Annotated in this window: 22 protein-coding genes, 1 tRNA gene and 1 rRNA gene; 21 read left to right on the plus strand and 3 right to left on the minus strand. The window is 70.3% G+C overall.

Annotated features, from left to right (window positions below; genetic code table 11):
* Positions 1 to 96 (plus strand): 5S ribosomal RNA (gene rrf, locus K3M35_RS14905); the annotation flags it as partial.
* Between the two features lie 47 nt (positions 97 to 143).
* Here rrf and K3M35_RS26900 read toward each other — a convergent pair.
* Positions 144 to 1,031, minus strand: coding sequence for a hypothetical protein (locus K3M35_RS26900; RefSeq protein ID WP_064061548.1), 888 nt, complete (start codon positions 1,029 to 1,031; stop codon positions 144 to 146).
* Between the two features lie 6 nt (positions 1,032 to 1,037).
* Between K3M35_RS26900 and K3M35_RS14910 the strand changes: the two genes are divergently transcribed.
* From K3M35_RS14910 to K3M35_RS14995, 18 genes are all read left to right on the plus strand, one after another.
* Positions 1,038 to 1,595 (plus strand): M48 family metallopeptidase, encoded by a 558-nt coding sequence (locus tag K3M35_RS14910; protein WP_006552717.1) that lies wholly within the window; start codon positions 1,038 to 1,040, stop codon positions 1,593 to 1,595.
* On the plus strand, positions 1,592 to 2,623 hold the full coding sequence (locus K3M35_RS14915) for an HAD-IIA family hydrolase (protein ID WP_064061546.1): 1,032 nt from the start codon (positions 1,592 to 1,594) through the stop codon (positions 2,621 to 2,623). Before K3M35_RS14910 ends, K3M35_RS14915 begins: the two co-directional genes overlap by 4 nt.
* A 52-nt stretch (positions 2,624 to 2,675) precedes the next feature.
* The gene (locus tag K3M35_RS14920; protein WP_019289625.1) at positions 2,676 to 2,906 is read left to right on the plus strand and encodes a hypothetical protein; all 231 of its coding nucleotides are present in this window, start codon (positions 2,676 to 2,678) and stop codon (positions 2,904 to 2,906) included.
* 1 nt (position 2,907) lies between these two features.
* Positions 2,908 to 3,732, plus strand: coding sequence for a TlyA family RNA methyltransferase (locus K3M35_RS14925; protein ID WP_064061545.1), 825 nt, complete (start codon positions 2,908 to 2,910; stop codon positions 3,730 to 3,732).
* Positions 3,729 to 4,673, plus strand: a complete 945-nt coding sequence (locus tag K3M35_RS14930) for an NAD kinase (RefSeq protein ID WP_006552721.1) — start codon at positions 3,729 to 3,731, stop codon at positions 4,671 to 4,673. Before K3M35_RS14925 ends, K3M35_RS14930 begins: the two co-directional genes overlap by 4 nt.
* A gap of 1 nt (position 4,674) precedes the next feature.
* Complete coding sequence (recN, locus tag K3M35_RS14935; RefSeq protein WP_006552722.1) at positions 4,675 to 6,444, plus strand: DNA repair protein RecN; 1,770 nt, start codon at positions 4,675 to 4,677, stop codon at positions 6,442 to 6,444.
* An 85-nt stretch (positions 6,445 to 6,529) separates the two neighbouring features.
* Entirely contained in the window at positions 6,530 to 7,714 is a 1,185-nt protein-coding gene (gene steA / locus K3M35_RS14940; protein WP_006552723.1) for a putative cytokinetic ring protein SteA, read from the plus strand.
* On the plus strand, positions 7,711 to 8,661 hold the full coding sequence (locus K3M35_RS14945; protein ID WP_019289621.1) for a copper transporter: 951 nt from the start codon (positions 7,711 to 7,713) through the stop codon (positions 8,659 to 8,661). The genes steA and K3M35_RS14945 overlap by 4 nt, the downstream gene beginning before the upstream one ends.
* Positions 8,662 to 8,820: 159 nt before the next feature.
* Positions 8,821 to 10,575: a CTP synthase gene (locus K3M35_RS14950; protein WP_024101113.1), complete on the plus strand. Its 1,755-nt coding sequence runs from the start codon at positions 8,821 to 8,823 to the stop codon at positions 10,573 to 10,575.
* Positions 10,576 to 10,580: 5 nt separating this feature from the next.
* Positions 10,581 to 11,207 carry an NUDIX hydrolase gene (locus K3M35_RS14955; RefSeq protein WP_006552726.1) on the plus strand — a complete coding sequence of 209 codons (627 nt, stop codon included), beginning with the start codon at positions 10,581 to 10,583 and terminating at the stop codon, positions 11,205 to 11,207.
* A gap of 3 nt (positions 11,208 to 11,210) precedes the next feature.
* Entirely contained in the window at positions 11,211 to 12,182 is a 972-nt protein-coding gene (xerD, locus tag K3M35_RS14960; RefSeq protein ID WP_064061544.1) for a site-specific tyrosine recombinase XerD, read from the plus strand.
* 134 nt (positions 12,183 to 12,316) lie between these two features.
* A complete protein-coding gene (locus tag K3M35_RS14965) occupies positions 12,317 to 13,300 on the plus strand; it encodes a ParA family protein (protein ID WP_064061543.1) in 984 nt (327 codons plus the stop codon).
* A gap of 5 nt (positions 13,301 to 13,305) precedes the next feature.
* Complete coding sequence (locus tag K3M35_RS14970; RefSeq protein WP_081263487.1) at positions 13,306 to 14,202, plus strand: ScpA family protein; 897 nt, start codon at positions 13,306 to 13,308, stop codon at positions 14,200 to 14,202.
* Positions 14,203 to 14,345: 143 nt separating this feature from the next.
* The gene (scpB, locus tag K3M35_RS14975) at positions 14,346 to 14,978 is read left to right on the plus strand and encodes an SMC-Scp complex subunit ScpB (RefSeq protein WP_064061547.1); all 633 of its coding nucleotides are present in this window, start codon (positions 14,346 to 14,348) and stop codon (positions 14,976 to 14,978) included.
* Between the two features lie 10 nt (positions 14,979 to 14,988).
* Positions 14,989 to 16,155, plus strand: a complete 1,167-nt coding sequence (locus tag K3M35_RS14980) for a pseudouridine synthase (protein ID WP_174556323.1) — start codon at positions 14,989 to 14,991, stop codon at positions 16,153 to 16,155.
* Positions 16,156 to 16,187: 32 nt separating this feature from the next.
* Positions 16,188 to 16,850: a (d)CMP kinase gene (cmk, locus tag K3M35_RS14985; protein ID WP_039585988.1), complete on the plus strand. Its 663-nt coding sequence runs from the start codon at positions 16,188 to 16,190 to the stop codon at positions 16,848 to 16,850.
* Positions 16,847 to 18,277 (plus strand): ribosome biogenesis GTPase Der, encoded by a 1,431-nt coding sequence (gene der / locus K3M35_RS14990; RefSeq protein WP_019289613.1) that lies wholly within the window; start codon positions 16,847 to 16,849, stop codon positions 18,275 to 18,277. The genes cmk and der overlap by 4 nt, the downstream gene beginning before the upstream one ends.
* A 97-nt stretch (positions 18,278 to 18,374) precedes the next feature.
* Positions 18,375 to 18,448 (plus strand) — tRNA-Pro (locus K3M35_RS14995).
* A gap of 516 nt (positions 18,449 to 18,964) precedes the next feature.
* Here K3M35_RS14995 and K3M35_RS15000 read toward each other — a convergent pair.
* Positions 18,965 to 19,360: a RidA family protein gene (locus K3M35_RS15000; protein ID WP_006552734.1), complete on the minus strand. Its 396-nt coding sequence runs from the start codon at positions 19,358 to 19,360 to the stop codon at positions 18,965 to 18,967.
* Positions 19,361 to 19,486: 126 nt separating this feature from the next.
* On the opposite strand from K3M35_RS15000, the gene K3M35_RS15005 reads away from it, so the two are divergent.
* Positions 19,487 to 20,503: a YafY family protein gene (locus K3M35_RS15005; protein ID WP_220666628.1), complete on the plus strand. Its 1,017-nt coding sequence runs from the start codon at positions 19,487 to 19,489 to the stop codon at positions 20,501 to 20,503.
* Here the strand turns inward: K3M35_RS15005 and K3M35_RS26905 are convergent.
* Positions 20,430 to 20,636 (minus strand): hypothetical protein, encoded by a 207-nt coding sequence (locus K3M35_RS26905; protein ID WP_374107766.1) that lies wholly within the window; start codon positions 20,634 to 20,636, stop codon positions 20,430 to 20,432. The genes K3M35_RS15005 and K3M35_RS26905 overlap by 74 nt on opposite strands.
* Here K3M35_RS26905 and K3M35_RS26170 point away from each other — a divergent pair.
* Positions 20,581 to 20,802 (plus strand): hypothetical protein, encoded by a 222-nt coding sequence (locus tag K3M35_RS26170; protein ID WP_259444071.1) that lies wholly within the window; start codon positions 20,581 to 20,583, stop codon positions 20,800 to 20,802. The two genes, K3M35_RS26905 and K3M35_RS26170, sit on opposite strands and share 56 nt — an antisense overlap.
* The last annotated feature ends 104 nt before the right edge of the window (positions 20,803 to 20,906 follow it).

Here is a 20,906-nt window from a genome sequence, read left to right on the forward strand (position 1 = left end):
GAAACGCCCGGTCCCATTCCGAACCCGGAAGCTAAGCCTGTCTGCGCCGATGGTACTGCACTCGACAGGGTGTGGGAGAGTAGGACACCGCCGAACACCCGTTCCGAAAGGGGACCCACTCGTTTGGGTCCCCTTTCGTGTTTTCATGAGAGGATTTTTCTGTGTCCGACGGCAACGGTGAACGTCGGTCCTTCAGGAGTGGAGGATCCACTCCGTGGTCGGGCCGCAAGAACGAGCGCGAGGAACGCGCCGGCGACAGCCGCGACGAGCGCGCACCCCGCGACCGCGACGAGCGCGCACCCCGCGACCGCGACGAGCGTGGACGCGGCGACGACCGCCGGCAGGGTGGCTACGGATCCGCCGGACGTTCGTCCGGACGAGACGACCGTCCGCAGCGCGGTGACGATCGGCGCCCGCACCGGAGCGACGATCGGCGCCCCCAGCGCAGTGACGATCGGCGCCCCCAGCGCAGTGACGATCAGCGCTCCCAGCGTGGCGACGACCGCCGTTCCTTCCAGGGCGGAGACCGCCGGGATCGCGGCCGCGACGACGCTCGTTCCGGTCGCAGCGACCGTCCCTACCGCGAACGTTCCGGAGGCGACGACCGCCCCCGCCGCAGCGATGACCGGTCGAGCCGCGGCGACGAGCGTGGTCGGCAGTACGGCGACCGTCCCCGTCAGGGTTCGGACCGTCCCGGCGGTGAGCGCAGCTACGGCAACCGCGACGATCGTCGTGGCGGCGACCAGCGAGGCAGTGACCAGCGAGGTGGCGGCGACCGGCGAGGCTATTCCGGCGACCGCCGTGGCCCCCAGTCCGGTGACCGTCGTGGCGAGGGAGCACCCCGTCGTCGTGGCGGTGAAGGTGGATTCGGTCCGGGTCGCGGGCGCGATGGCGTCGCACCGCAGCGTCGCGATGCACGTCCGGACGAGCCGGACATCCCCGACGACGTCGAGGCATCCGAGCTCGACCCGACGATCCGCCGCGATCTGCTGAGCCTGGACAAGTCGAACGCGAACTCCGTCGCCCGGCATCTGGTGATGGCCGGTCGTCTGCTCGACGACGATCCTCGCGCCGCGCTCACCCATGCTCGCGCCGCCCGTCAGCGCGCCGGCCGTATCGCGGTCGTCCGCGAGGCCGCCGGCATCACCGCCTACCACGCCGGGGAGTGGGCGGAGGCGCTGTCCGAACTCCGCGCAGCACGTCGCATGTCCGGTGGTACCGGACTGCTCGCCGTGATGGCCGACTGCGAACGCGGTCTCGGTCGCCCCGAGAAGGCGCTCGAACTGGGCCGGAGCGAGGAAGCTCGCAAGCTGACCGGCGACGAGGCGACAGAGCTGCGGATTGTCCTCGCCGGTGCCCGCATGGATCTCGGTCAGTACGACCAGGCCGTCGTCACCCTGCAGACGCCCGATCTCGACCCCGAGCGGACCGGTACACCGGCTGCCCGTCTCTTCTACGCCTACGCCGACGCTCTCGTCGCCGCCGGGCGGACCGAAGAAGGCCTGCAATGGTTCCTGCACTCCGCAGGCGCGGACATCGAAGGCGTCACCGACGCCGAGGAGCGGGTGGAGGAGCTCACCGGAGAGTCGCCGTGACCGACGGCACCGACGTTTCCGGCAGTACGGCTTCCAGCGACAGTCTGCGTCGGATCTACGACGTCCTGCTGCTCGACCTCGACGGCACCGTCTACCGGGGCGCCGAACCCGTCCCGGGTGCCCGCGAGGCGCTGGCCGCCGGTGACGACACCGTTCTGTACGTGACGAACAACGCCAGCCGCCGGCCGTCGGAGGTCGCCCTGCACCTGCGAGAACTCGGCTTCCCGGCCGACGACTCGTCGGTGGTGACGAGCTCGCAGTCCGCTGCGCGCCTGCTGGCCGAGCGGTTCCCGGCCGGCGTTCCGGTGCTCGTCGTCGGCACCGAGGCCCTGGCCGAGGAGGTGGCCGGTGTCGGCCTCACCCCGGTTCGGTCCGCGGACGCGCATCCGGTGGCGGTGGTGCAGGGGCATTCCCCGGACACCGGATGGGCGATCCTGGCGGAGGCGACGCTCGCCGTCCGCGCAGGCGCTCTGTGGGTGGCCACCAACGTGGACTCGACTCTGCCGACCGAGCGCGGACTCGTCCTCGGCAACGGGTCGATGGTCGCGGCGGTGCACAACGCCACCGGCGCGACCCCGATCGTGGCGGGCAAACCTGCAGCTCCGCTGCTCGAGGACGCGATCCGTCGCGGCGGTGCCCGTCGTCCCCTCGTCATCGGTGACCGGTTGGACACCGACATCGAAGGCGCCAACGCCGTCGGTGCGGATTCCCTGCTCGTGCTGACCGGGGTCAGCACCGTCGACGATCTGCTGCGGGCTCCGGCCGAGCAGCGCCCGACCTACGTCGCGGCCTCGCTCACGAGTCTCGATCAGCCGGCCGACCGGCTCCGTGTCGCATCGCACGACTCGTGGGACGTCACGGTCGTCGGGGGTGATCTTCACCTCGCCGCCGCGCCGTCGGCCGCCGATCCGATGGAGGCGCTGCGGGGTCTGCTCGACATCGCCTGGGCCAACCCCGGATTCGGACAGGTCCGTCCGGTGGACGAGCGGGCGCGGTCCGTCGTGGACGCGTGGGCGGCGACGGTCTGATCCGCACCGGAGGGTGTAGCCCGGTCGCATCCATCGACTAGCGTGGACGGCGATGAGCACGCCGATTCCACGTCCGGGCGAACACCTTCCCGGCGCACGCCCCACCGTCGATCCCGCACACGTCCGCGAGGAGGTCGACGCTTTGCTGGCGCGTGTCCGCGAGGGCGCATCCGTCCCCGGTGCCGAGAGCGCCGATCAGTCCGTGCTGCTCGAGCAGGCCGACCTGCTCGAACGAGCCCACGAGGTCCTCGTGCAGGCTTTGTCGACCGTGGACAAGATCTGACGTGGCACGCCGGGCACGCGTCGACGCGGAACTGGTGCGGCGGGGTCTGGCGCGCTCACGCGAGCACGCCAGCGAACTGATCGCCGCAGGTCGGGTGCTGATCGCCGGCACCGTGGCCTCCAAACCGGCGACCGCCGTCGAACCGAACACGCCGTTGATCGTCACCGAGGGGAGCGACGAGGTCTCCTGGGCGTCCCGCGGTGCCCGCAAGCTCCTCGGCGCCCTCGAGGCGTTCACGCCGCAGGGGTTGCAGGTGTCGGGGCGTCGCTGCCTCGACGCCGGCGCGTCAACCGGCGGTTTCACCGATGTCCTGCTGCACGAGGGTGCCGCGGAGGTCGTCGCAGTGGACGTCGGCTACGGCCAGCTGATCTGGCGCCTGCAGTCCGACGAGCGTGTCCACGTGATCGATCGAACGAATGTGCGTAGCATCGACGCGGAGACGATCGACGGGCGTGTCGACCTGGTGGTCGCGGACCTGTCGTTCATCTCGCTGAAGTTGGTGTTGCCGGCGTTCGTCGCCTGCGTCGCCCCCGGCGGCGACCTGCTGCCGATGGTCAAACCGCAGTTCGAGGTGGGCAAGGACCGCGTCGGCAGCGGTGGCGTGGTGCGCGATCCGGCGCTGCGCACCGAGGCGGTGCTCGACGTCGCGCGCGAAGCGCAACGCCAGGGTCTGCTCACCCTCGGAGCGGTGGCGAGTCCGCTGCCCGGACCGTCCGGGAACGTCGAGTACTTCCTGTGGCTGCGGGCCGGAGAGCCGGGGCCGGCGGAACTCGACCCTGCGGTGGTCGAACTGATCGAGCGTGCGGTGCAGGAAGGACCACAGTGAGCGAAGAGACCGCCGCGGAGGGCGCGGTGCGATCGGGCCGGGAGATCCTGCTGGTCTCCCATTCGGGGCGCGACGAGATCGCCGGCACCGCGCTGCGGGTCGCCAAGATGCTCGGTGAGGCCGGTATCGGTCTGCGCACCCTCGACGACGAGGCGGTGAGCAACGGACTCGGCGTCCTCGCCCTGCCGGGCAGTTTCATCAGCGTCGTCGAACCGGGACCGGAGGCGGCCGCCGGCTGCGAGATGGTGATCGTCCTCGGGGGCGACGGCAGCTTCCTGCGGGCCGCCGAACTCGCGCAGTACTCGGCGGTGCCCGTCCTCGGGATCAACCTCGGCCGCATCGGTTTCCTCGCCGAGTCCGAGGCCGAACACCTCGAGGAAGCGCTCATGCAGGTGGTGCGCCGCGAGTACCGCGTCGAACAACGCATGACGCTCGACGTGACGGTGCGCATGGACGCCGAGGTCCTCGACCGCGGGTGGGCGCTCAACGAGGCGAGTCTCGAGAACAAGTCGCGGCTCGGGGTCCTCGAGGTGGTGCTCGAGGTCGACGGTCGTCCGGTCTCGTCGTTCGGCTGCGACGGTGTCCTCGTCGCCACCCCGACGGGATCGACGGCCTACGCCTTCTCGGCCGGCGGACCGATCGTCTGGCCCGAACTCGAAGCGCTGCTGGTGATCCCGAGCAACGCACACGCTCTGTTCGCGCGCCCGCTGGTAACCAGCCCCGAGTCGATCATCGCCGTCGAGACCCTCGCCGGCGGCCACGACGGGGTGGTCTTCTGCGACGGTCGCCGCATCATCGACGTCCCGGCCGGGGCCCGGCTCGAAGTGGTGCGAGGATGCGATCCGGTCCGCTGGGTGCGGCTCGATTCGGCACCGTTCGCGGATCGGATGGTGCGCAAGTTCGAACTTCCGGTGAAGGGCTGGCGGGGAAGGAAACTCTGAGATGCTCGCAGAGATCCGGATCGACAACCTGGGTGTGATCTCCGAGGCGTACGCGCGCTTCCACGGGGGACTGACGGTGCTCACCGGCGAGACCGGTGCCGGCAAGACGATGGTCGTCACGAGCCTGCATCTGCTCTCCGGGGTGCGCGCCGACCCCTCCCGGGTACGGGTCGGCGCCAACCGCGCCGTGGTCGAAGGACGCTTCGAGATCGAACCGGCGCCCAGCCACATCGAACAGCAGATCGCCGAACTGCTCGAGGCCACCGGCGCCCAGCGCGACGAGGACGGCAGCATCATCGCCGTGCGCACCGTCGGTAGCGACGGCCGCTCCCGCGCCCACCTCGGCGGACGCAGCGTGCCGGTGGGGGTGCTGTCCGAATTCACCGGGCCGCTGCTGACCGTGCACGGCCAGAACGACCAGCTGCGGCTCCTGCGTCCCGACGAGCAGCGCGCCGCGCTCGACCGGTTCGGCGGCAAGACCGTCGCCGGTCTGCTCGACCGCTACCGAACCCGGCGACGCCGCTGGCTCGAGGCCCGCGCCGAACTGCAGGAACGCACCGAACGGTCGCGTGAGCTCGCGCAGGAGGCCGATCGCTTGCACTTCGGTCTCGACGAGATCGACCGCGTCGCACCCGAACCGGGGGAGGACACCCGCATCGTCGACGAGGTGCGGCGCCTGTCCGACCTCGACTCGCTGCGCGAGGCGGCCACCGTCGCGCACAACGCCCTCGCCGGCGACGACAGCGGCGACGCCGACGCGTACTCGGCGGCACTCGACCTGCTCGGCGAGGCCCGCGCCCGCCTCGAGGGCTGCGACGATCCCGCCCTGCGCGAGCTCGGGCCCCGCCTCGGCGAGGCGATCGCGGTGGTCACCGACGTCACCGGCGACATCTCCGGTTATCTGTCCGACCTGCCGTCCGACCCGAGCGCGCTCGAGACCCTGCTCAACCGGCAGGCGGAACTGAAGAACCTCACCCGCAAGTACGCCGCCGACATAGACGGCGTGCTCGAGTGGGCGCGCGAGGCCCGCGAACGCCTGTCCGGACTGGACGTCTCCGCGGAGGCGATCGACAAGCTCGCCGCCGAGGTCGACGCGGAGGCCGCCGCGACCGCGGAGACCGCCACCGCGCTGTCGGCGGCGCGGCACAAGGTCGCCGGCAAACTCGCGAAGGCCGTGAGCAAGGAACTGTCCGGCCTCGCGATGGGGCGCGCCGTGCTCGACGTGCACATCGCCGACCGCGCGGCGACCGTGAGCGACACCGCCCCGCTGTCGGTCGGCGACCGGCTCCTGCACGCCGGCGAATCCGGGATCGACGAGGTGGAGTTCCGGCTCGCTCCGCACAGCGACGCCCCGGCCCGCCCGCTCGCCCGCAGCGCGTCCGGCGGTGAGCTCTCCCGCGTCATGCTCGCCCTCGAAGTGGTGCTCGCCGGTTCCGAGCGCGGCGCGACGATGGTCTTCGACGAGGTCGACGCCGGGGTCGGTGGCCGCGCCGCCGTCGAGATCGGCCGGCGTCTCGCGCGCCTGTCGCGCACCCACCAGGTCATCGTGGTCACGCACCTGCCGCAGGTCGCGGCGTTCGCCGACACCCATCTCGTCGTCGACAAGGTCGACGACCGGGCTGGGGTGATCAGCAGCGGGGTGCGCACCCTCAGCGAGGAGGAGAGGGTTACCGAACTGGCCCGCATGCTCGCCGGTCTCGACGATACCGAGACCGGACGTGCGCACGCCGAGGAACTGCTGGCCGTCGCCCACGCCGAGCGCACCGGCTGACCCGCCCGGCGCGCCGGGGTGATGTTCACACGACTACCGGCGCGCCTCCACAACCTCACTCGTATACCGGCGCATCATCTCTTGCATGAAGATGCCGGCGCTGCTGTCCCGTAACAACGAAACGTTGCCCGGAGTGAGTGGCATTGCCCGGGTCGACAGGAACACCGCGAAGCTGCTGCGCCGGATCGGTCCCGGCGACGTGGTCGTCCTCGACGCCATCGACCTCGATCGTGTCACCGCCGACGCGCTCGTCGAGGCGGGCGTCACCGCGGTGATCAACGCGTCCCCGTCGATCTCGGGCCGGTACCCGAATCTCGGTCCCGAAGTGATCGTCGCGCACGACATCGTGCTCGTCGACAACGTCGGCACCGAGGTCTTCAAGAAGATCAAGGACGGCGCGAAGGTCCGGGTGCACGAGGGTGGCGTGTACGCGGGGGAGAAGCTGCTCATCGAGGGCGACGAGCAGACCGACATCGAGATCTCCGACCGCATGATCGAGGCGCGAACCGGGCTCGTCGATCATCTCGAGGCGTTCTCGGGCAACACCATCGAGTTCATCCGCTCGGAGAGCCCGCTGCTCATCGACGGCGTCGGCATCCCCGACATCGACCTGGACCTGCGCGACCGGCACGTCGTCGTCGTCTCCGACGGCCCCGGGCATGTGCAGGACCTCAAGGATCTCAAGCCGTTCATCAAGGAGTACTCACCGATCCTGGTGGGCGTCGGCCCCGGCGCGGACGCCCTCTCCAAGGCGGGCTATCGCCCCGACCTCATCGTCGGCGACCCCGACGAGATCGGCACTTCCACCCTCAAATCGGGCGCCGAAGTGGTGCTGCCCGCCGACCCGGACGGCCACGCCCCGGGTCTCGAGCGGATACAGGATCTCGGCATCGGCGCGATGACCTTCCCCGCCGTCGGCACCCCCACCGACCTGGCGCTGCTGCTCGTCGAGCATCACGGTGCGGCGCTGGTGGTGACCGTCGGCAGCACTGTCTCGCTCGACGAGTTCTTCGACCACGGCCGTCGCGACACCAATCCGTCGGCGGTGATGACCCGTCTGAAGGTCGGGCCGAAACTCGTCGATGCGAAGGCGGTGGCCACCCTCTACCGCAGCCGCGTCTCGGGCGGCGTGATCGCCCTGCTCGTCTTCGCGGCCCTCATCGCCGTGATCGCCGCACTCGCCGTGTCCAATCTCGGTGCCGACGTCGTCGAACTCGCCCGGCAGTGGTGGGACTCCGCCGTCGAGTGGATTCGGGGTCTGCGCGCGTGATCTCGATGCGCCATCACGTCGTTTCCCTGGTGGCGGTGTTCCTCGGCCTGGCGGTCGGGATCGTGCTCGGCTCCGGATTGCTGGCCGACAGCGTCGTCTCCGGCTTGCGCGACGACAAGGCCGAGCTGCGCCGCGAGATCCAGGAGGCCGAGGACCACGGCAGCCGGCTCGAGGCACAACTGCTCGCCGCCGACGGGTTCGACTCGACCGTCGGCCCGCGGATCGTGCGCGACGAACTCCTCGACCGCACCGTCCTTCTCGTGACCACCCCGGACGCCGCACCCGAGGACGTCGACGCCGTCGTGCGGTCCGTCGGTGATGCCGGCGGCCGGGTCACCGCCCGGATCGCGCTGACCGATTCGTTCGTCGACGCCTCCGGCACCGACCAGCTCCGCACAACCGTCACCAACGTCGTGCCCGCCGGCGTGGAACTGCAGACCGGCGCCGTCGACCCGGGCAGTCTCGCCGGGGATCTGCTCGGCGCGGTGCTGCTCGTCGATCCGGGCACCGGGCAACCGCGCAGCACTCCCGAGGAACGCGCCCTCGCCCTGACCACGCTGCGCAGCGGCGGTTTCGTCACCTACGAGGACGGTCAGGTCGAACCGGCCCAGAGCGCCCTCGTTGTCACCGGCGACCACAGCGGCAACGCCGAACGCGCCGGCAATCGCGGGTCGCTCATCGCGCGCTTCGCCGGAGTCGTCGACGGCCGCGGCGCCGGCGCGGTGCTCGCCGGCCGCACGGGGGCAGCGGAGGGCAACGGACCGATCGCCGTCGTGCGGGCCGACGCCGCGCTCGCCGCGGGCCTGTCCACGGTCGACAATCTCGACCGCGAATCGGGGCGCCTGACGACGGTTCTGGCGCTGCGCGAGCAGTACGACGGGGGCACCGGCCGGTACGGGACGGGGCCGAGCGCCACCGCCGTCACCGTCGGCTCCCCGGCCCGCTGAGCGTCGCCGCCTGTGACGTCGATTGCACCGGGGGTCGGCAATCGCGAGTCGGGTACGCGCCCGCCCACGGAGGTGTTACCGTGAAGTTCCGTGGGTCGGCAGGCCCCAGCTGTATCGCATCAGTCCAAAAGTCCTGCACCTGACGTCACGGGAGCTTCTTTGCCACAGTCACGCCACTCGCGTACCCCTACCAAGCACATCTTCGTCAGCGGGGGCGTCGCGTCCTCTCTCGGCAAGGGGCTCACAGCGTCGAGCCTGGGCACTCTGCTCACCGCACGCGGCATGCGCGTGACGATGCAGAAGCTCGACCCGTACCTCAATGTCGACCCCGGCACGATGAACCCGTTCCAGCACGGTGAGGTCTTCGTCACCGAGGACGGCGCCGAGACCGACCTCGACGTGGGCCACTACGAGCGCTTCCTCGACCGCGACCTGTCCGCCGACGCGAACGTCACCACCGGGCAGGTGTACTCCACGGTCATCGCCAAGGAACGCCGCGGCGAATATCTCGGCGACACCGTGCAGGTCATCCCGCACATCACCGACGAGATCAAGCGCCGCATCCTCGCGATGGCCGCACCCGACTCCGAGGGCCAGACCCCCGACGTGGTGATCACCGAGATCGGCGGCACCGTCGGCGACATCGAGTCGCAGCCCTTCCTCGAGGCCGCCCGCCAGGTGCGCCACGAGGTCGGCCGCGACAACTGCTTCTTCCTGCACGTCTCGCTCGTGCCCTATCTCGGGCCGTCCGGTGAGCTGAAGACCAAGCCGACCCAGCACTCGGTGGCCGCGCTGCGCAACATCGGTATCCAGCCCGACGCGCTCGTACTGCGCTGCGACCGCGACGTGCCGGCCTCGCTCAAGGCGAAGATCTCGCTGATGTGCGACGTCGACGTCGCCGGCTGCATCTCCTGCCCCGACGCGCCGAGCATCTACGACATCCCGAAGGTGCTGCACAGCGAGGGACTCGACGCCTACGTCGTGCGCCAGCTCGGCCTGCCCTTCCGGGACGTCGACTGGACCGTGTGGGGCAACCTGCTCGAGCGGGTCCACAACCCCCGCGAGACCGTCGAGGTCGCGCTCGTCGGCAAGTACATCGACCTGCCCGACGCCTACCTGTCGGTCACCGAGGCGCTGCGCGCCGGCGGTTTCGCGCACCGCGCGAAGGTCAAGATCCGCTGGGTCGCCTCCGACGAGTGCGAGACCGAGGCCGGTGCCGAGAAGCACCTCGGCGACGTCGACGCCGTCCTGATCCCCGGCGGCTTCGGCATCCGCGGCATCGAGGGCAAGCTCGGCGCCATCCGGTTCGCCCGCACCCGCCGGATCCCGCTGCTCGGCCTGTGCCTGGGCCTGCAGTGTGTCGTCATCGAGGCCGCGCGGTCGGTCGGCATCGAGGACGCGTCGTCCACCGAGTTCGATCCCGACACCACCGCCCCGGTGATCTCCACGATGGCGGACCAGGAACAGGCGGTCGCCGGTGAGGCCGATCTCGGCGGCACCATGCGTCTCGGTGCCTACCCGGCCACGCTGAAGAAGGGCTCGGTCGTGGCCAGGGCCTACGGCAGCGAGCAGGTCTCCGAACGGCACCGGCACCGCTACGAGGTCAACAACGCCTACCGCGACAAGATCGCCAAGTCCGGTCTGGTGTTCTCCGGCACCTCCCCGGACGGGCGGCTCGTCGAGTTCGTCGAGTACCCGGCCGAGCAGCATCCGTTCTTCGTCGCCACCCAGGCGCACCCGGAACTCAAGAGCCGGCCCACCCGCCCGCACCCGCTGTTTTCCGGCCTCGTTGCCGCGGCACTGCAGTACAAGGCGGCCGAGCGACTCCCGGTCGACATCCACGGCGAGAACAGCACCTCCGAGGAATCGGTCGGCTCGACCGCGTCGACGTCCACCGCCGGCGACGCCGAGTAGTCGACATGGCGCAGCGACACGACTTCCGCACCCTGGACAGCCGGCGGATCTACACGGGCGCCATCGTGTCGCTGCGCGTCGACAACGTGGCGATGCCCGACGGGCACACCGCCGAACGCGAAGTGGTCGAACACCACGGTGCGGTCGCGGTGGTGGCCGTCGACGAGAAGGACCGGGTGGTGCTCGTGCACCAGTACCGGCACCCGCTCGGCCGGCGACTGTGGGAACTGCCCGCCGGGCTGCTCGACGCACCCGGCGAGGACCCCCTCGACACCGCCCGCCGCGAACTCGCCGAGGAGACCGGCCTGGCCGCCGCCGACTGGGAACTCCTCGTCGACATCGCGCTCTCACCCGGATTCACCGACGAAGCCGTGCGCGTCTTCGCCGCCCGCGGCCTGAGCGAGGTCGACCGGCCCGAACCCGAGCACGAGGAGGCCGATCTCGAGGTCCGCCGCGTCCCGGTGGACGAGGCCGTGGCGATGGTGCTGCGCGGGGAGATCGTCAATGCCACCGCGGTGTCCGGTCTCCTCGCGTTCGCAACCGCCCGCGCGACGGGCACCGCGACCCGCGCACCGGACGCGCCGTGGCCGGACCGGCCCACCACCTTCGCCCGCACGCGCGCGGAGGGGTGAGCAGTGCTGCCCGGTGAGGAGCGTCCCGCCACGCAGGTCGCTCCGCAGCCGTCCCCGACACTCACCGGGCAACTCGACGCCTATCTCGCGCACCTGACCGTCGAACGGGGGGTCGCGACGAACACCCTCGCCTCCTACCGCCGCGACCTGCTGCGCTACGTCGAACACCTCACCGACATCCACATCGGTGACCTCGCCGACGTGCACGAACACCACATCAGCGACTTCGCCGCGAGCCTGCGCCGCGGAGACCCGGAACGCAACCGCCCGGCGCTGGCAGCGAGCTCGGCCGCCCGCGCCCTGATCGCCGTGCGCGGCCTCCACCGCTTCGCCGCCGCCGAAGGACAGACCCCGGTCGACGTCGCCCGCACCGTCAAACCCCCGGCGCCCGGGCGTCGCCTGCCCAAGGCGCTGACCGTCGACCAGGTCACCGCGATCCTCGACGCCGCCGGCCGCGACGCCGACGGACCCCGCAGCATGCGCGACCGCGCCCTGCTCGAACTGCTGTACTCCACCGGCGCCCGCATCTCCGAGGCCGTCGGGCTCGACGTCGACGACATCCACACCGAATCACGCTCCGTGCTGCTGCGCGGCAAGGGCGGCAAACAGCGACTCGTCCCGGTCGGACGCCCGGCGCTCGGCGCGCTCGACGCCTATCTCGTGCGGGGACGACCCGCCCTGACAACCGGCCGCACCGCCGCGGTCTTCCTCAACGCGCGCGGCGGCCGCCTGTCGCGGCAGAGCGCGTGGAAGGTGCTGCAGACCGCCGCCGAGCGCGCCGGAGTCGACGTCGGGGTGTCGCCGCACACGCTGCGGCACTCCTTCGCGACGCACCTGCTCGACGGTGGCGCCGAGGTACGCGTGGTACAGGAGTTACTGGGGCATGCTTCTGTGACGACCACGCAGATATACACCCTGGTCACCGCCGGTGCCCTCCGCGAGGTATGGGCGCAGGCGCATCCGCGGGCACGATGACCGACTCCGCAGGGGACGCGTGTCCGTGCGGTGATCCTGCCGACGAAGCGGTAGCGTTCTGGGGACGAGCCGCCGGGTCACCCGACGGGTCGACGAGAAGACATCCGGGTCGCAAGACAGGGGGAGTACCGAACGTGGGCACACCTCGGCCACCCGCCACGTACACGGAGCCGGAGCACCTCCGGTCGAACACCGTCCCGGTCGACGCACACGGCCGCGAGGACACCGACAGAACGTCCACCACCGAGCCTTCCACCACCTCCGGAACCGCTGCCGAGCCCGATCTCGGACCGACCGGCCGGCCACGCCGTCCCGTCCCGGAACCGGTGCCGTTGTCCACCCACGGACCGGCCCGCATCATCGCGATGTGCAACCAGAAGGGCGGGGTCGGCAAGACCACCTCGACCATCAACCTCGGGGCGTCCCTCGCCGAGTACGGGCGCCGCGTCCTGCTCGTCGACCTCGACCCGCAGGGCGCACTGTCCGCCGGACTCGGTGTCGCCCACCACGATCTCGATCTCACCGTGCACAACCTGCTCGTCGAACCGCGGGTGTCCACCGACGACGTGCTCGTGCGCACCCACGTCGAGGGCCTCGACCTGCTGCCGAGCAACATCGACCTGTCGGCGGCCGAGATCCAGCTCGTCTCCGAGGTCGGCCGCGAACAGGCCCTGGGCCGCGCCCTGTACCCGATGCTCGACCGCTACGACTACATCCTCGTCGACTGCCAGCCGTCGCTGGGGTTGCTCACCGTCAACGCGCTCGCCTGCGCCGACTCGGTGCTCATCCCCATGGAATGCGAGTTCTTCAGCCTGCGCGGCCTGGCACTGCTCAACGACACCGTCGCCAAGGTCCGCGACCGGCTCAACCCGAAGCTGACCGTTGCCGGCATCCTCGTCACCATGTTCGATCAGCGCACCCTGCACGGTCGTGAGGTGATGTCGCGGGTCGTGGAGGTCTTCGGCGATCTCGTCTACGACGCCGTCATCAACCGCACCGTCAAGTTCCCCGAGACCAGCGTCGCCGGCGAACCCATCACCCGCTGGGCGCCCACCTCTGCCGGCGCCGAATCGTACCGCGCACTCGCGCGGGAAGTGATCCACCGGAGCGGTCGCTGAGCCCCGTGCACGCTCCCGTTCACGACACCGCGGACACCGGCACGGCACCCGAAGCGGGGGCCGACGCGGTGGTCCTCGAGGAACCCACCGAACCGGACCGGCCGGAGGTCGAGGAGACCACCTCGGGCTTCCATGTGCGCCTGCGCAACTTCGAGGGCCCGTTCGACCTGCTGCTCACCCTCATCTCGCAGCGTCGCCTCGACGTCACCGAGGTGGCTCTCCACGAGGTCACCGACGACTTCATCGCCTACACCCGTAAACTCGGTCCCGAACTCGGCCTCGATCAGACCACCGAGTTCCTGGTCGTCGCCGCGACCCTGCTCGACCTCAAAGCCGCCCGGCTGCTACCCGCGGGCGAGGTCGACGACCCCGAGGACCTCGCCCTGCTCGAAGCCCGCGACCTGCTGTTCGCGCGTCTGCTGCAGTACCGGGCCTACAAGCAGATCGCCGAACAGTTCGCCGCCCTCGAGGCCGCCGCCCTGCGCCGCTATCCGCGCGCGGTGTCGCTCGAGGAGTGCTACGAGAATCTCGTACCGGAGGTCGTGCTCGGTGTCGACGCGCACCGCTTCGCCGAGATCGCGGCCGCGGCGTTCCGGCCGAAACCACCACCGACCGTCGGCCTCGACCACCTGCACACTCCGAAGGTGTCGGTTCCCGAACAGGCCGCCCACATCCTCGGTCTGCTGCGCGCCCGCGGCGCCGGCGTCTGGGTCGGATTCGACGAACTCGTCGCCGACTGCGATCTCGGACTGCTCGTCGTCGCCCGGTTCCTCGCGCTGCTCGAGCTCTACCGCGAACGTGCCGTCACCTTCGAACAACCCGACCCGCTCGGACATCTGCAGGTCGCGTGGACGGGGGAGACCGACGGGGAGGCCATCGATTTCGAGGAGGACTACGGGTGAGCGACGACACCGTCGCGCGGGAGCACGCGGACGATGCTGCGCCCGAGAGTGACGCTGCGCCGGGGAGCACGGACGACACCGCGCGGGAACGTGACGAAGACACTGCTGCGCCGGAACGCGCGTGGGACGGTGAACTTCTCGAGATCGCCGCCGACGAACTCACTGCGGCACTCGAGGCACTGTTGCTCGTCGTCGATACCCCCGCGCCGACCGAGCAGCTCGCGACCGCCATCGGGGTCACCGCCGACCGCGCCGAGGCCGCGCTGCGGCGTCTCGCACAGGACCTCACCGCGCGCGGATCCGGCATCGACCTGCGGTTCGCGGGCGACGGCTGGCGCTTCTACACGCGCCGCGATTTCGCGCCCTACGTCGAGAAGCTGCTGCAGGGTGGCGCGCGCACCAAGCTCACCCGCGCCGCACTCGAGACGCTCGCCGTGATCGCCTACCGGCAACCGGTGACCCGCAGCCGTGTCGGTGCCGTGCGCGGCGTCAACGTCGATGGGGTGATGCGCACCCTGCTCGCGCGCGATCTGATCGCCGAGACGGGCACCGATCCGGAGACCGGCGGCACGCTCTACGTCACCACGGAGCTGTTCCTCGAACGCCTCGGCCTGGCATCTCTGCAGGATCTGCCGCCCGTTGCGCCGCTTCTGCCCGATGTCGATGTGATCGACGACATCGCCGACAGTCTCGAGTCGGACCCACGATTTGAGAGAATGGGTAGGAACGCGCGTCCCGAGACTCTCTCGCCCGCGGAGTTCGATCCAGAGAACTGACAGGAACCAAGTGAATACACCCGCTCGCCGTGATGGCACACCGGACCGTAGAAGAAACAATCCCCGTAGCGCGAACACGCGCAACACCGGGGGATCCCGCTCGGGACGCGCGGAAGCACCGCGTTCCGGAGGACGCACCGAAGCTCCCCGCTCGGGGCGCGCAGGGGCTCCCCGTTCGGGGGAGCGCACCGACTCACCCCGCTCCGATCGCCGGGCCACTCCCGGCCAGTCGGCCGGGGGCCGCAATCCGGCACAGTCGGCCGGAGGTCGCAAACCGGCACAGTCGGCCGGAGGTCGCAAACCGCACCGCAAGGGCACCTCGACCGGTAAGCCCTCCAAGCCTGCCGCCAAGCGCGTCGCGCAGCGCGTCGTTCCGACCGTGAGCAACGCCCGTCCCGCGCGGCACCAGCATCGCGAGGCCGGCCCCGCCCAGCTGCCCGCCGGTGAAGGCGTGCGGCTGCAGAAGGTGCTCGCCCAGGCCGGCGTCGCCTCGCGCCGCGCCGCTGAGGAACTCATCGCCGCGGGTCGCGTCGAGGTCGACGGCAACATCGTCGTCGAGCAGGGCCTGCGCGTGGACCCGGAGAACGCCGTGATCCGGGTCGACGGCGTCCGCGTCGTCATCAACAAGGATCTCGTGCACCTCGTGCTGAACAAGCCCCGCGGCTGGCAGTCCACGATGTCCGATGATCTCGGCCGTCCGTGCGTCGGCGACATCGTCTCCGAACGCGTCGCCGCCGGGCAGCGCCTGTTCCACGTCGGTCGTCTCGACGCCGACACCGAAGGGCTGCTGCTGCTCACCAACGACGGCGAACTGGCCCATCGGCTGATGCACCCGTCCTTCGAGGTGCCCAAGACCTATCTGGCGACCGTCAAGGGTGTGCTCGCCCGCGGTGTCGGCAAGCAGCTCAAGGCAGGCATCGAACTCGAGGACGGACCCGCCTCCGTCGACGAGTTCTCGCTGCTCGAGGTCCACGAGGGCCAGTCGCTGGTGCGGCTCGTGCTGCACGAGGGGCGCAAGCACATCGTGCGACGTCTGCTCGATGCGGTCGGGTTCCCCGTGATCCGGCTCGTGCGCACCAACATCGGTCCCGTGGCGCTCGGCGACCAGCGTCCCGGCACCCTCCGTGTCCTCGGCCGCAACGAGGTCGGGGGCCTGTACCAGGCGGTGAAGCTGTGACGGGCGCACCGGCCGACGCGTTGGTCGTCGCGATGGACGGGCCGTCCGGCACGGGCAAGTCCACCGTCTCCAAGCGTCTCGCGCAGCATCTCGGTGCCGCCTATCTCGACACCGGCGCGATGTACCGCATCGCGACGCTGCACGCCCTGCGCCGCGGCACCGATCTGACCGATCCGGCCGCGATCGCCGCGGTCACCGCCGGCCTGCCGTGGTCGATCGGCACCGACCCCACCGTCGAGGACATCCGCCTCGACGGGGACGACGTGCGCGAGGTCATCCGCGGCGCCGAGGTCACGGCCGCGGTCTCCGCGGTCTCCGCCGTGCCCGAGGTGCGCACCCTGCTCGTCGAGGCCCAGCAGCGGCTCGGCCGCGCCGAGCACCGCGTCGTGATCGAAGGACGCGACATCGGCACCGTCGTCTTCCCCGACGCGGACGTGAAGATCTTCCTCACCGCTTCGGCGGAGGCCCGCGCGCACCGGCGCAACAACCAGAACATCGCCGAGGGTCGCGGCGACGACTACGAGGCGGTCCTCGCCGCGGTGCAGCGCCGCGACCACCTCGACTCCACCCGCGCGGTGTCCCCGCTGCGTGCGGCGGACGACGCGGTCGTCGTGGACACCAGCGACATGAACATCGACGAGGTGATCGCCGCGCTGCTCGCGGTGGTCGCCGAGCAGACTGGAGCGAAGCTGTGAGCGACGACCTGAGTACCGACTACACCGGGTTCGACGGCGACGGAACGTGGTCGGAAGAAGGCGACTGGGACATCGAATTCGCCGAGGGCGGCGACCTCGAGGAGTTCGTCCCGGTCCCGACCGTCGCCGTGGTCGGCCGACCGAACGTCGGCAAATCCACCCTGGTCAACCGCATCATCGGCCGACGGGAAGCCGTCGTCGAGGACGTCCCGGGCGTCACCCGCGACCGCGTCTCGTACGAGGCGTCGTGGAACGGCCGCCGGTTCATGGTGCAGGACACCGGCGGATGGGAACCCGACGCGAAGGGCATGCAGCAGTCCGTGGCCCGCCAGGCGGAGGTCGCGATGCGCACCGCCGACGCGATCCTCGTCGTCGTCGATGCCACCGTGGGCGCCACCAGCGTGGACGAGGCCGTCGCGAAGGTGCTGCGTCGGTCGAAGACTCCGGTGCTGCTCGTGGCGAACAAGGTAGACGACGACCGTGTCGAATCCGAAGCCGCGACACTGTGGTCCCTCGGACTCGGCCAGCCCTATTCGGTATCGGCCACCCACGGTCGCGGCACCGGTGATCTGCTCGACGAGCTGCTCGCCAAGCTGCCGGCCACGCCCCGCGAGGGTACCGGTGGGGAAGGGCCTCGCCGCGTCGCGCTGGTGGGCAAGCCGAACGTCGGCAAGTCGAGCCTGCTCAACAAGCTCGCCGGCGACGAACGGTCGGTGGTGCACGACATCGCCGGCACCACCGTCGACCCGGTGGACTCGATCGTCGAGCTCGGCGGCAAGCCGTGGCGCTTCGTCGACACCGCTGGTCTGCGCAAGCGCGTCAACAGTGCGTCCGGCGCCGAGTTCTACGCCTCCCTGCGCACGCGGGGTGCGATCGACGCGGCCGAGGTGGCGGTGCTGCTCATCGACGCCTCGCAGCCCATCACCGAGCAGGACCAGCGGGTCATCACGATGGTCGTCGAGTCCGGGCGCGCCCTGGTGATCGCGTTCAACAAGTGGGATCTCGTCGACGAGGATCGCCGCTACGAACTCGGCCGCGAGATCGACCGCGACCTGTTGCGGGTGCCGTGGGCATCGCGGGTGAACATCTCCGCCAAGACCGGTCGCGCCGTGCAGAAGCTCGTCCCGGCCATGGAGACGGCCCTCGAGTCGTGGGACAAGCGCATCTCGACCGGACGCCTGAACTCGTGGCTCAAGGAGGTCGTGGCCGCGACTCCGCCGCCGATGCGCGGCGGTCGCCTGCCCCGGGTGTTGTTCGCCACCCAGGCGGCCACGCGGCCGCCGACCTTCGTGCTGTTCACCACGGGCTTCCTCGAGGCCGGCTACCGCCGCTTCCTCGAGCGTCGCCTGCGGGAGGAGTTCAACTTCGACGGCAGTCCCGTGCGGATCTCGGTGCGCGTGCGGGAGAAGCGCGACCGCCGCAAGTGAGCTCCCGACGTCCGGTCGTGAAAACGCGCTGACCAGCCGATTAGTGTTTCGGTCCGTTCCTGTTGTAATCTCTGAGAGCGCTCGGAGAGAGCGCGGACGGGCTGTGGCGCAGCTTGGTAGCGCACTTGACTGGGGGTCAAGTGGTCGCAGGTTCAAATCCTGTCAGCCCGACGTAAACGCCCAGGTGAGAGTAAGTTTCTCGCCTGGGCTTCGTCATGTCCCGGGGGCGTTTTGCCTGGTCCCCCGGCCGACCGAGCAGCCGCGTCGGTGCGGTGCGCGACGTTGGCTCGGCGGCTTCCTGTGGATAAGGGGACCAGAGCCGCAGCGAAGCGGTCGATCGGCGGTCACAGCCTGCGCCCCTGCCGGGCTCGCGGTGCCTTGGACTTCGCGGCACCGCGAGACGATCTGCTGAGAAGGGCATTGGCCTGCCGGTAGTCGATTTTCACCTGGGCGAGGGCGGCCTGGAGCCTGAGCGAGTTGGTCCAGGCGTACTCGGGTCCCTGGACACCCCGGCGCTGGCGCACTCCAGCAACAGGCGGACGTTCGCTTCCCGCAGCCGCTCCAAGAAGGCGCCGATATCGCAGCCATAGACCCCGATCGTCATGATCGTGAGCATCGTATGCTCCCCATCTTCCTGCTGCTCGCGCCGGCGAGACCGGCACGAGCAGCAGGAGTGGCAAGGCCGCGTTACGCGACAGCGGTTCCTTCGAGTTCGATCATCTGACCGGGGATCGCCAGCCGCGTCACCCCGAGCATCGTGGTTGTGGGCGCGACGCCCGCGGCGCCGAGCCGCCCGGCGAGCACGCCGTAGTGCGGGAACAGCGCGTCCACGTCGGTGGTGTACACGTTGAGCCTGACGAGGTCTGTTAGGGACATGCCGGCCTCGGCGAGCACGGCTTCGAGGTTGTCCACGGCCAGCGCGAGCTGGGCCGCGATGTCCCCGTCGTGCTCGGGCCGGCCGTCCTTGCTCATCGCGGTCTGCCCCGAGATGTAGAGGGTCCGGGTGTGCCCTGCGACGACCTCGCCCTGGTTGAATCCCATCTCCTGCGACCATGTCACCGGGTTGACCGCTGTTCGTTCCATTGCCACTCCAATCGTTGCGACTGCGAGCGCCCGGCGGCCGGGTGGCCGCCGTCCTCAACGCCCGCAAACTCAGCCTCCCAACAAAACGCGACATCTTGTGTCATGATTTTTGATAGGAATGAAACTATGCGAGCCGATCGGTTGGTCTCACTGGTGCTGCTGCTGCGCCAGCGGGGTCGGATGACCGCGGACGAGCTCGCCGGCGAGCTGGAGGTCTCCGCCCGCACGGTGCTGCGCGACATCGAGGCGCTGTCCACTGCCGGCGTCCCGGTCTACGCCGATCGCGGGCGACACGGCGGGTTTTCCCTGCTTCCCGGCTTCCGCACGGAGCTGACCGGACTGAACCATGACGAAGCCCTCGCGCTGCTGACCGCCGGGTCGGGCCGCGGCGAGAAGGTCTTCGGCCTCGGCACCGCGCTCGCTTCCGCGATGCGCAAGGTGGTCGATGCGCTGCCCGAAGGCCACCGCACCAGCCTGGACGATGCGGCCCGGCGGTTCCTGGTCGAGCCCGACACCGACCTGCTCTCACGACGGCTGGTCACCGAGGACGTGGCGAGTGGCGTGATGGGCGTAGTCCGCCATGCCGTGCTCACCGGGCACAAGCTTCGCTTCCAGTACACCGCACCGGACAAGGCACCCCGCTGGCACGCCGTCGATCCGATCGGTCTGGTCACCGTTCGCGGCCGCACCTACCTGCTGGCCACCAAGTCGGGAGAGGATCGGACGTACCGGCTCTCGCGCATGGTGACCGCCGAGGAGCTTCCGGAACTGGCCGAGCGTCCCGCGCAGGTTGACCTCGACCGCATCTGGGCCGAGCGCAGCGCCCAGTTCTTGTCGAAGAACCACATCCCTGTGCTGGTCAGGGTCGAACCCACGCGACGTGAGGAGTTGCTGAACACCGCGCGAGCTGTCCGCGCCGAGGAACCGGAGGAAGACGGCTGGGTGCGTCTCGACGTGACCTTCGAGGACCTGCGGCACGCTGTCTGGGCGATCTGGCCGCTCGACACCGCCGCCGAAGTCCTCGCACCCGAGTCGCTGCGTGCGGCCCTCCGCGACCGGGCGGCAACCCTCAATGCCAGATACGAGAGCTTTGCCCGGTCACCTGCGGAGCCTTCGCGCAGCTCAACGCCCGACAGCCACTAGGAGTGACGCCCACGCTACGGCGAAACTGACGGGCAGCGAAGTTCGGATCGCCCCACCCCACCCGCTCAGCGATCGTCGTGATCGGCGCAGCCGTGGTGCGCAGACATGCTGCCATTCGCTCCGTCCGGAGCATCGTCGGGTACGCGATCGGAGATTGCCCGAAGGGCGACGACGCCGAGGCAACGGTGTCCGACGGCGACGTCTCGTCGTGGGCGGTCCCGCGACGTGCGGTCGGGCCCGTGCTGGCCGACCTGATCGACCGACCCGAGTGCGCCGGCGCCACAGTGGCGGTCTCCTGACACGGATCGCGCCGAACACTCCCGGATCCGGTGCGCACCGTCCACGATGAGAAATGCGTCGGCGGACGGTCACTCTCCGTGCGGCACCATCCGTGCCCTGCGGC

Origin of the sequence: Rhodococcus sp. DMU2021 (assembly GCF_019641445.1) — a bacterium.
Lineage (GTDB): Bacteria > Actinomycetota > Actinomycetes > Mycobacteriales > Mycobacteriaceae > Rhodococcus > Rhodococcus pyridinivorans.

What these genes read in the sequence shown, in the direction of transcription:
- K3M35_RS14910 (WP_006552717.1), top strand. Translation starts at nt 1,038, where the DNA reads ATGGCCGGTCGTCTGCTCGACGACGATCCTCGCGCCGCGCTCACCCAT.
- recN (WP_006552722.1), top strand. Translation starts at nt 4,675, where the DNA reads ATGCTCGCAGAGATCCGGATCGACAACCTGGGTGTGATCTCCGAGGCG.
- K3M35_RS26905 (WP_374107766.1), bottom strand. Translation starts at nt 20,636, where the DNA reads ATGCTCCGGACGGAGCGAATGGCAGCATGTCTGCGCACCACGGCTGCG.
- K3M35_RS14920 (WP_019289625.1), top strand. Translation starts at nt 2,676, where the DNA reads ATGAGCACGCCGATTCCACGTCCGGGCGAACACCTTCCCGGCGCACGC.
- steA (WP_006552723.1), top strand. Translation starts at nt 6,530, where the DNA reads ATGAAGATGCCGGCGCTGCTGTCCCGTAACAACGAAACGTTGCCCGGA.
- K3M35_RS14955 (WP_006552726.1), top strand. Translation starts at nt 10,581, where the DNA reads ATGGCGCAGCGACACGACTTCCGCACCCTGGACAGCCGGCGGATCTAC.
- K3M35_RS26900 (WP_064061548.1), bottom strand. Translation starts at nt 1,031, where the DNA reads ATGCCGGGCGACGGAGTTCGCGTTCGACTTGTCCAGGCTCAGCAGATC.
- cmk (WP_039585988.1), top strand. Translation starts at nt 16,188, where the DNA reads ATGGACGGGCCGTCCGGCACGGGCAAGTCCACCGTCTCCAAGCGTCTC.
- K3M35_RS15005 (WP_220666628.1), top strand. Translation starts at nt 19,487, where the DNA reads ATGCGAGCCGATCGGTTGGTCTCACTGGTGCTGCTGCTGCGCCAGCGG.
- K3M35_RS15000 (WP_006552734.1), bottom strand. Translation starts at nt 19,360, where the DNA reads ATGGAACGAACAGCGGTCAACCCGGTGACATGGTCGCAGGAGATGGGA.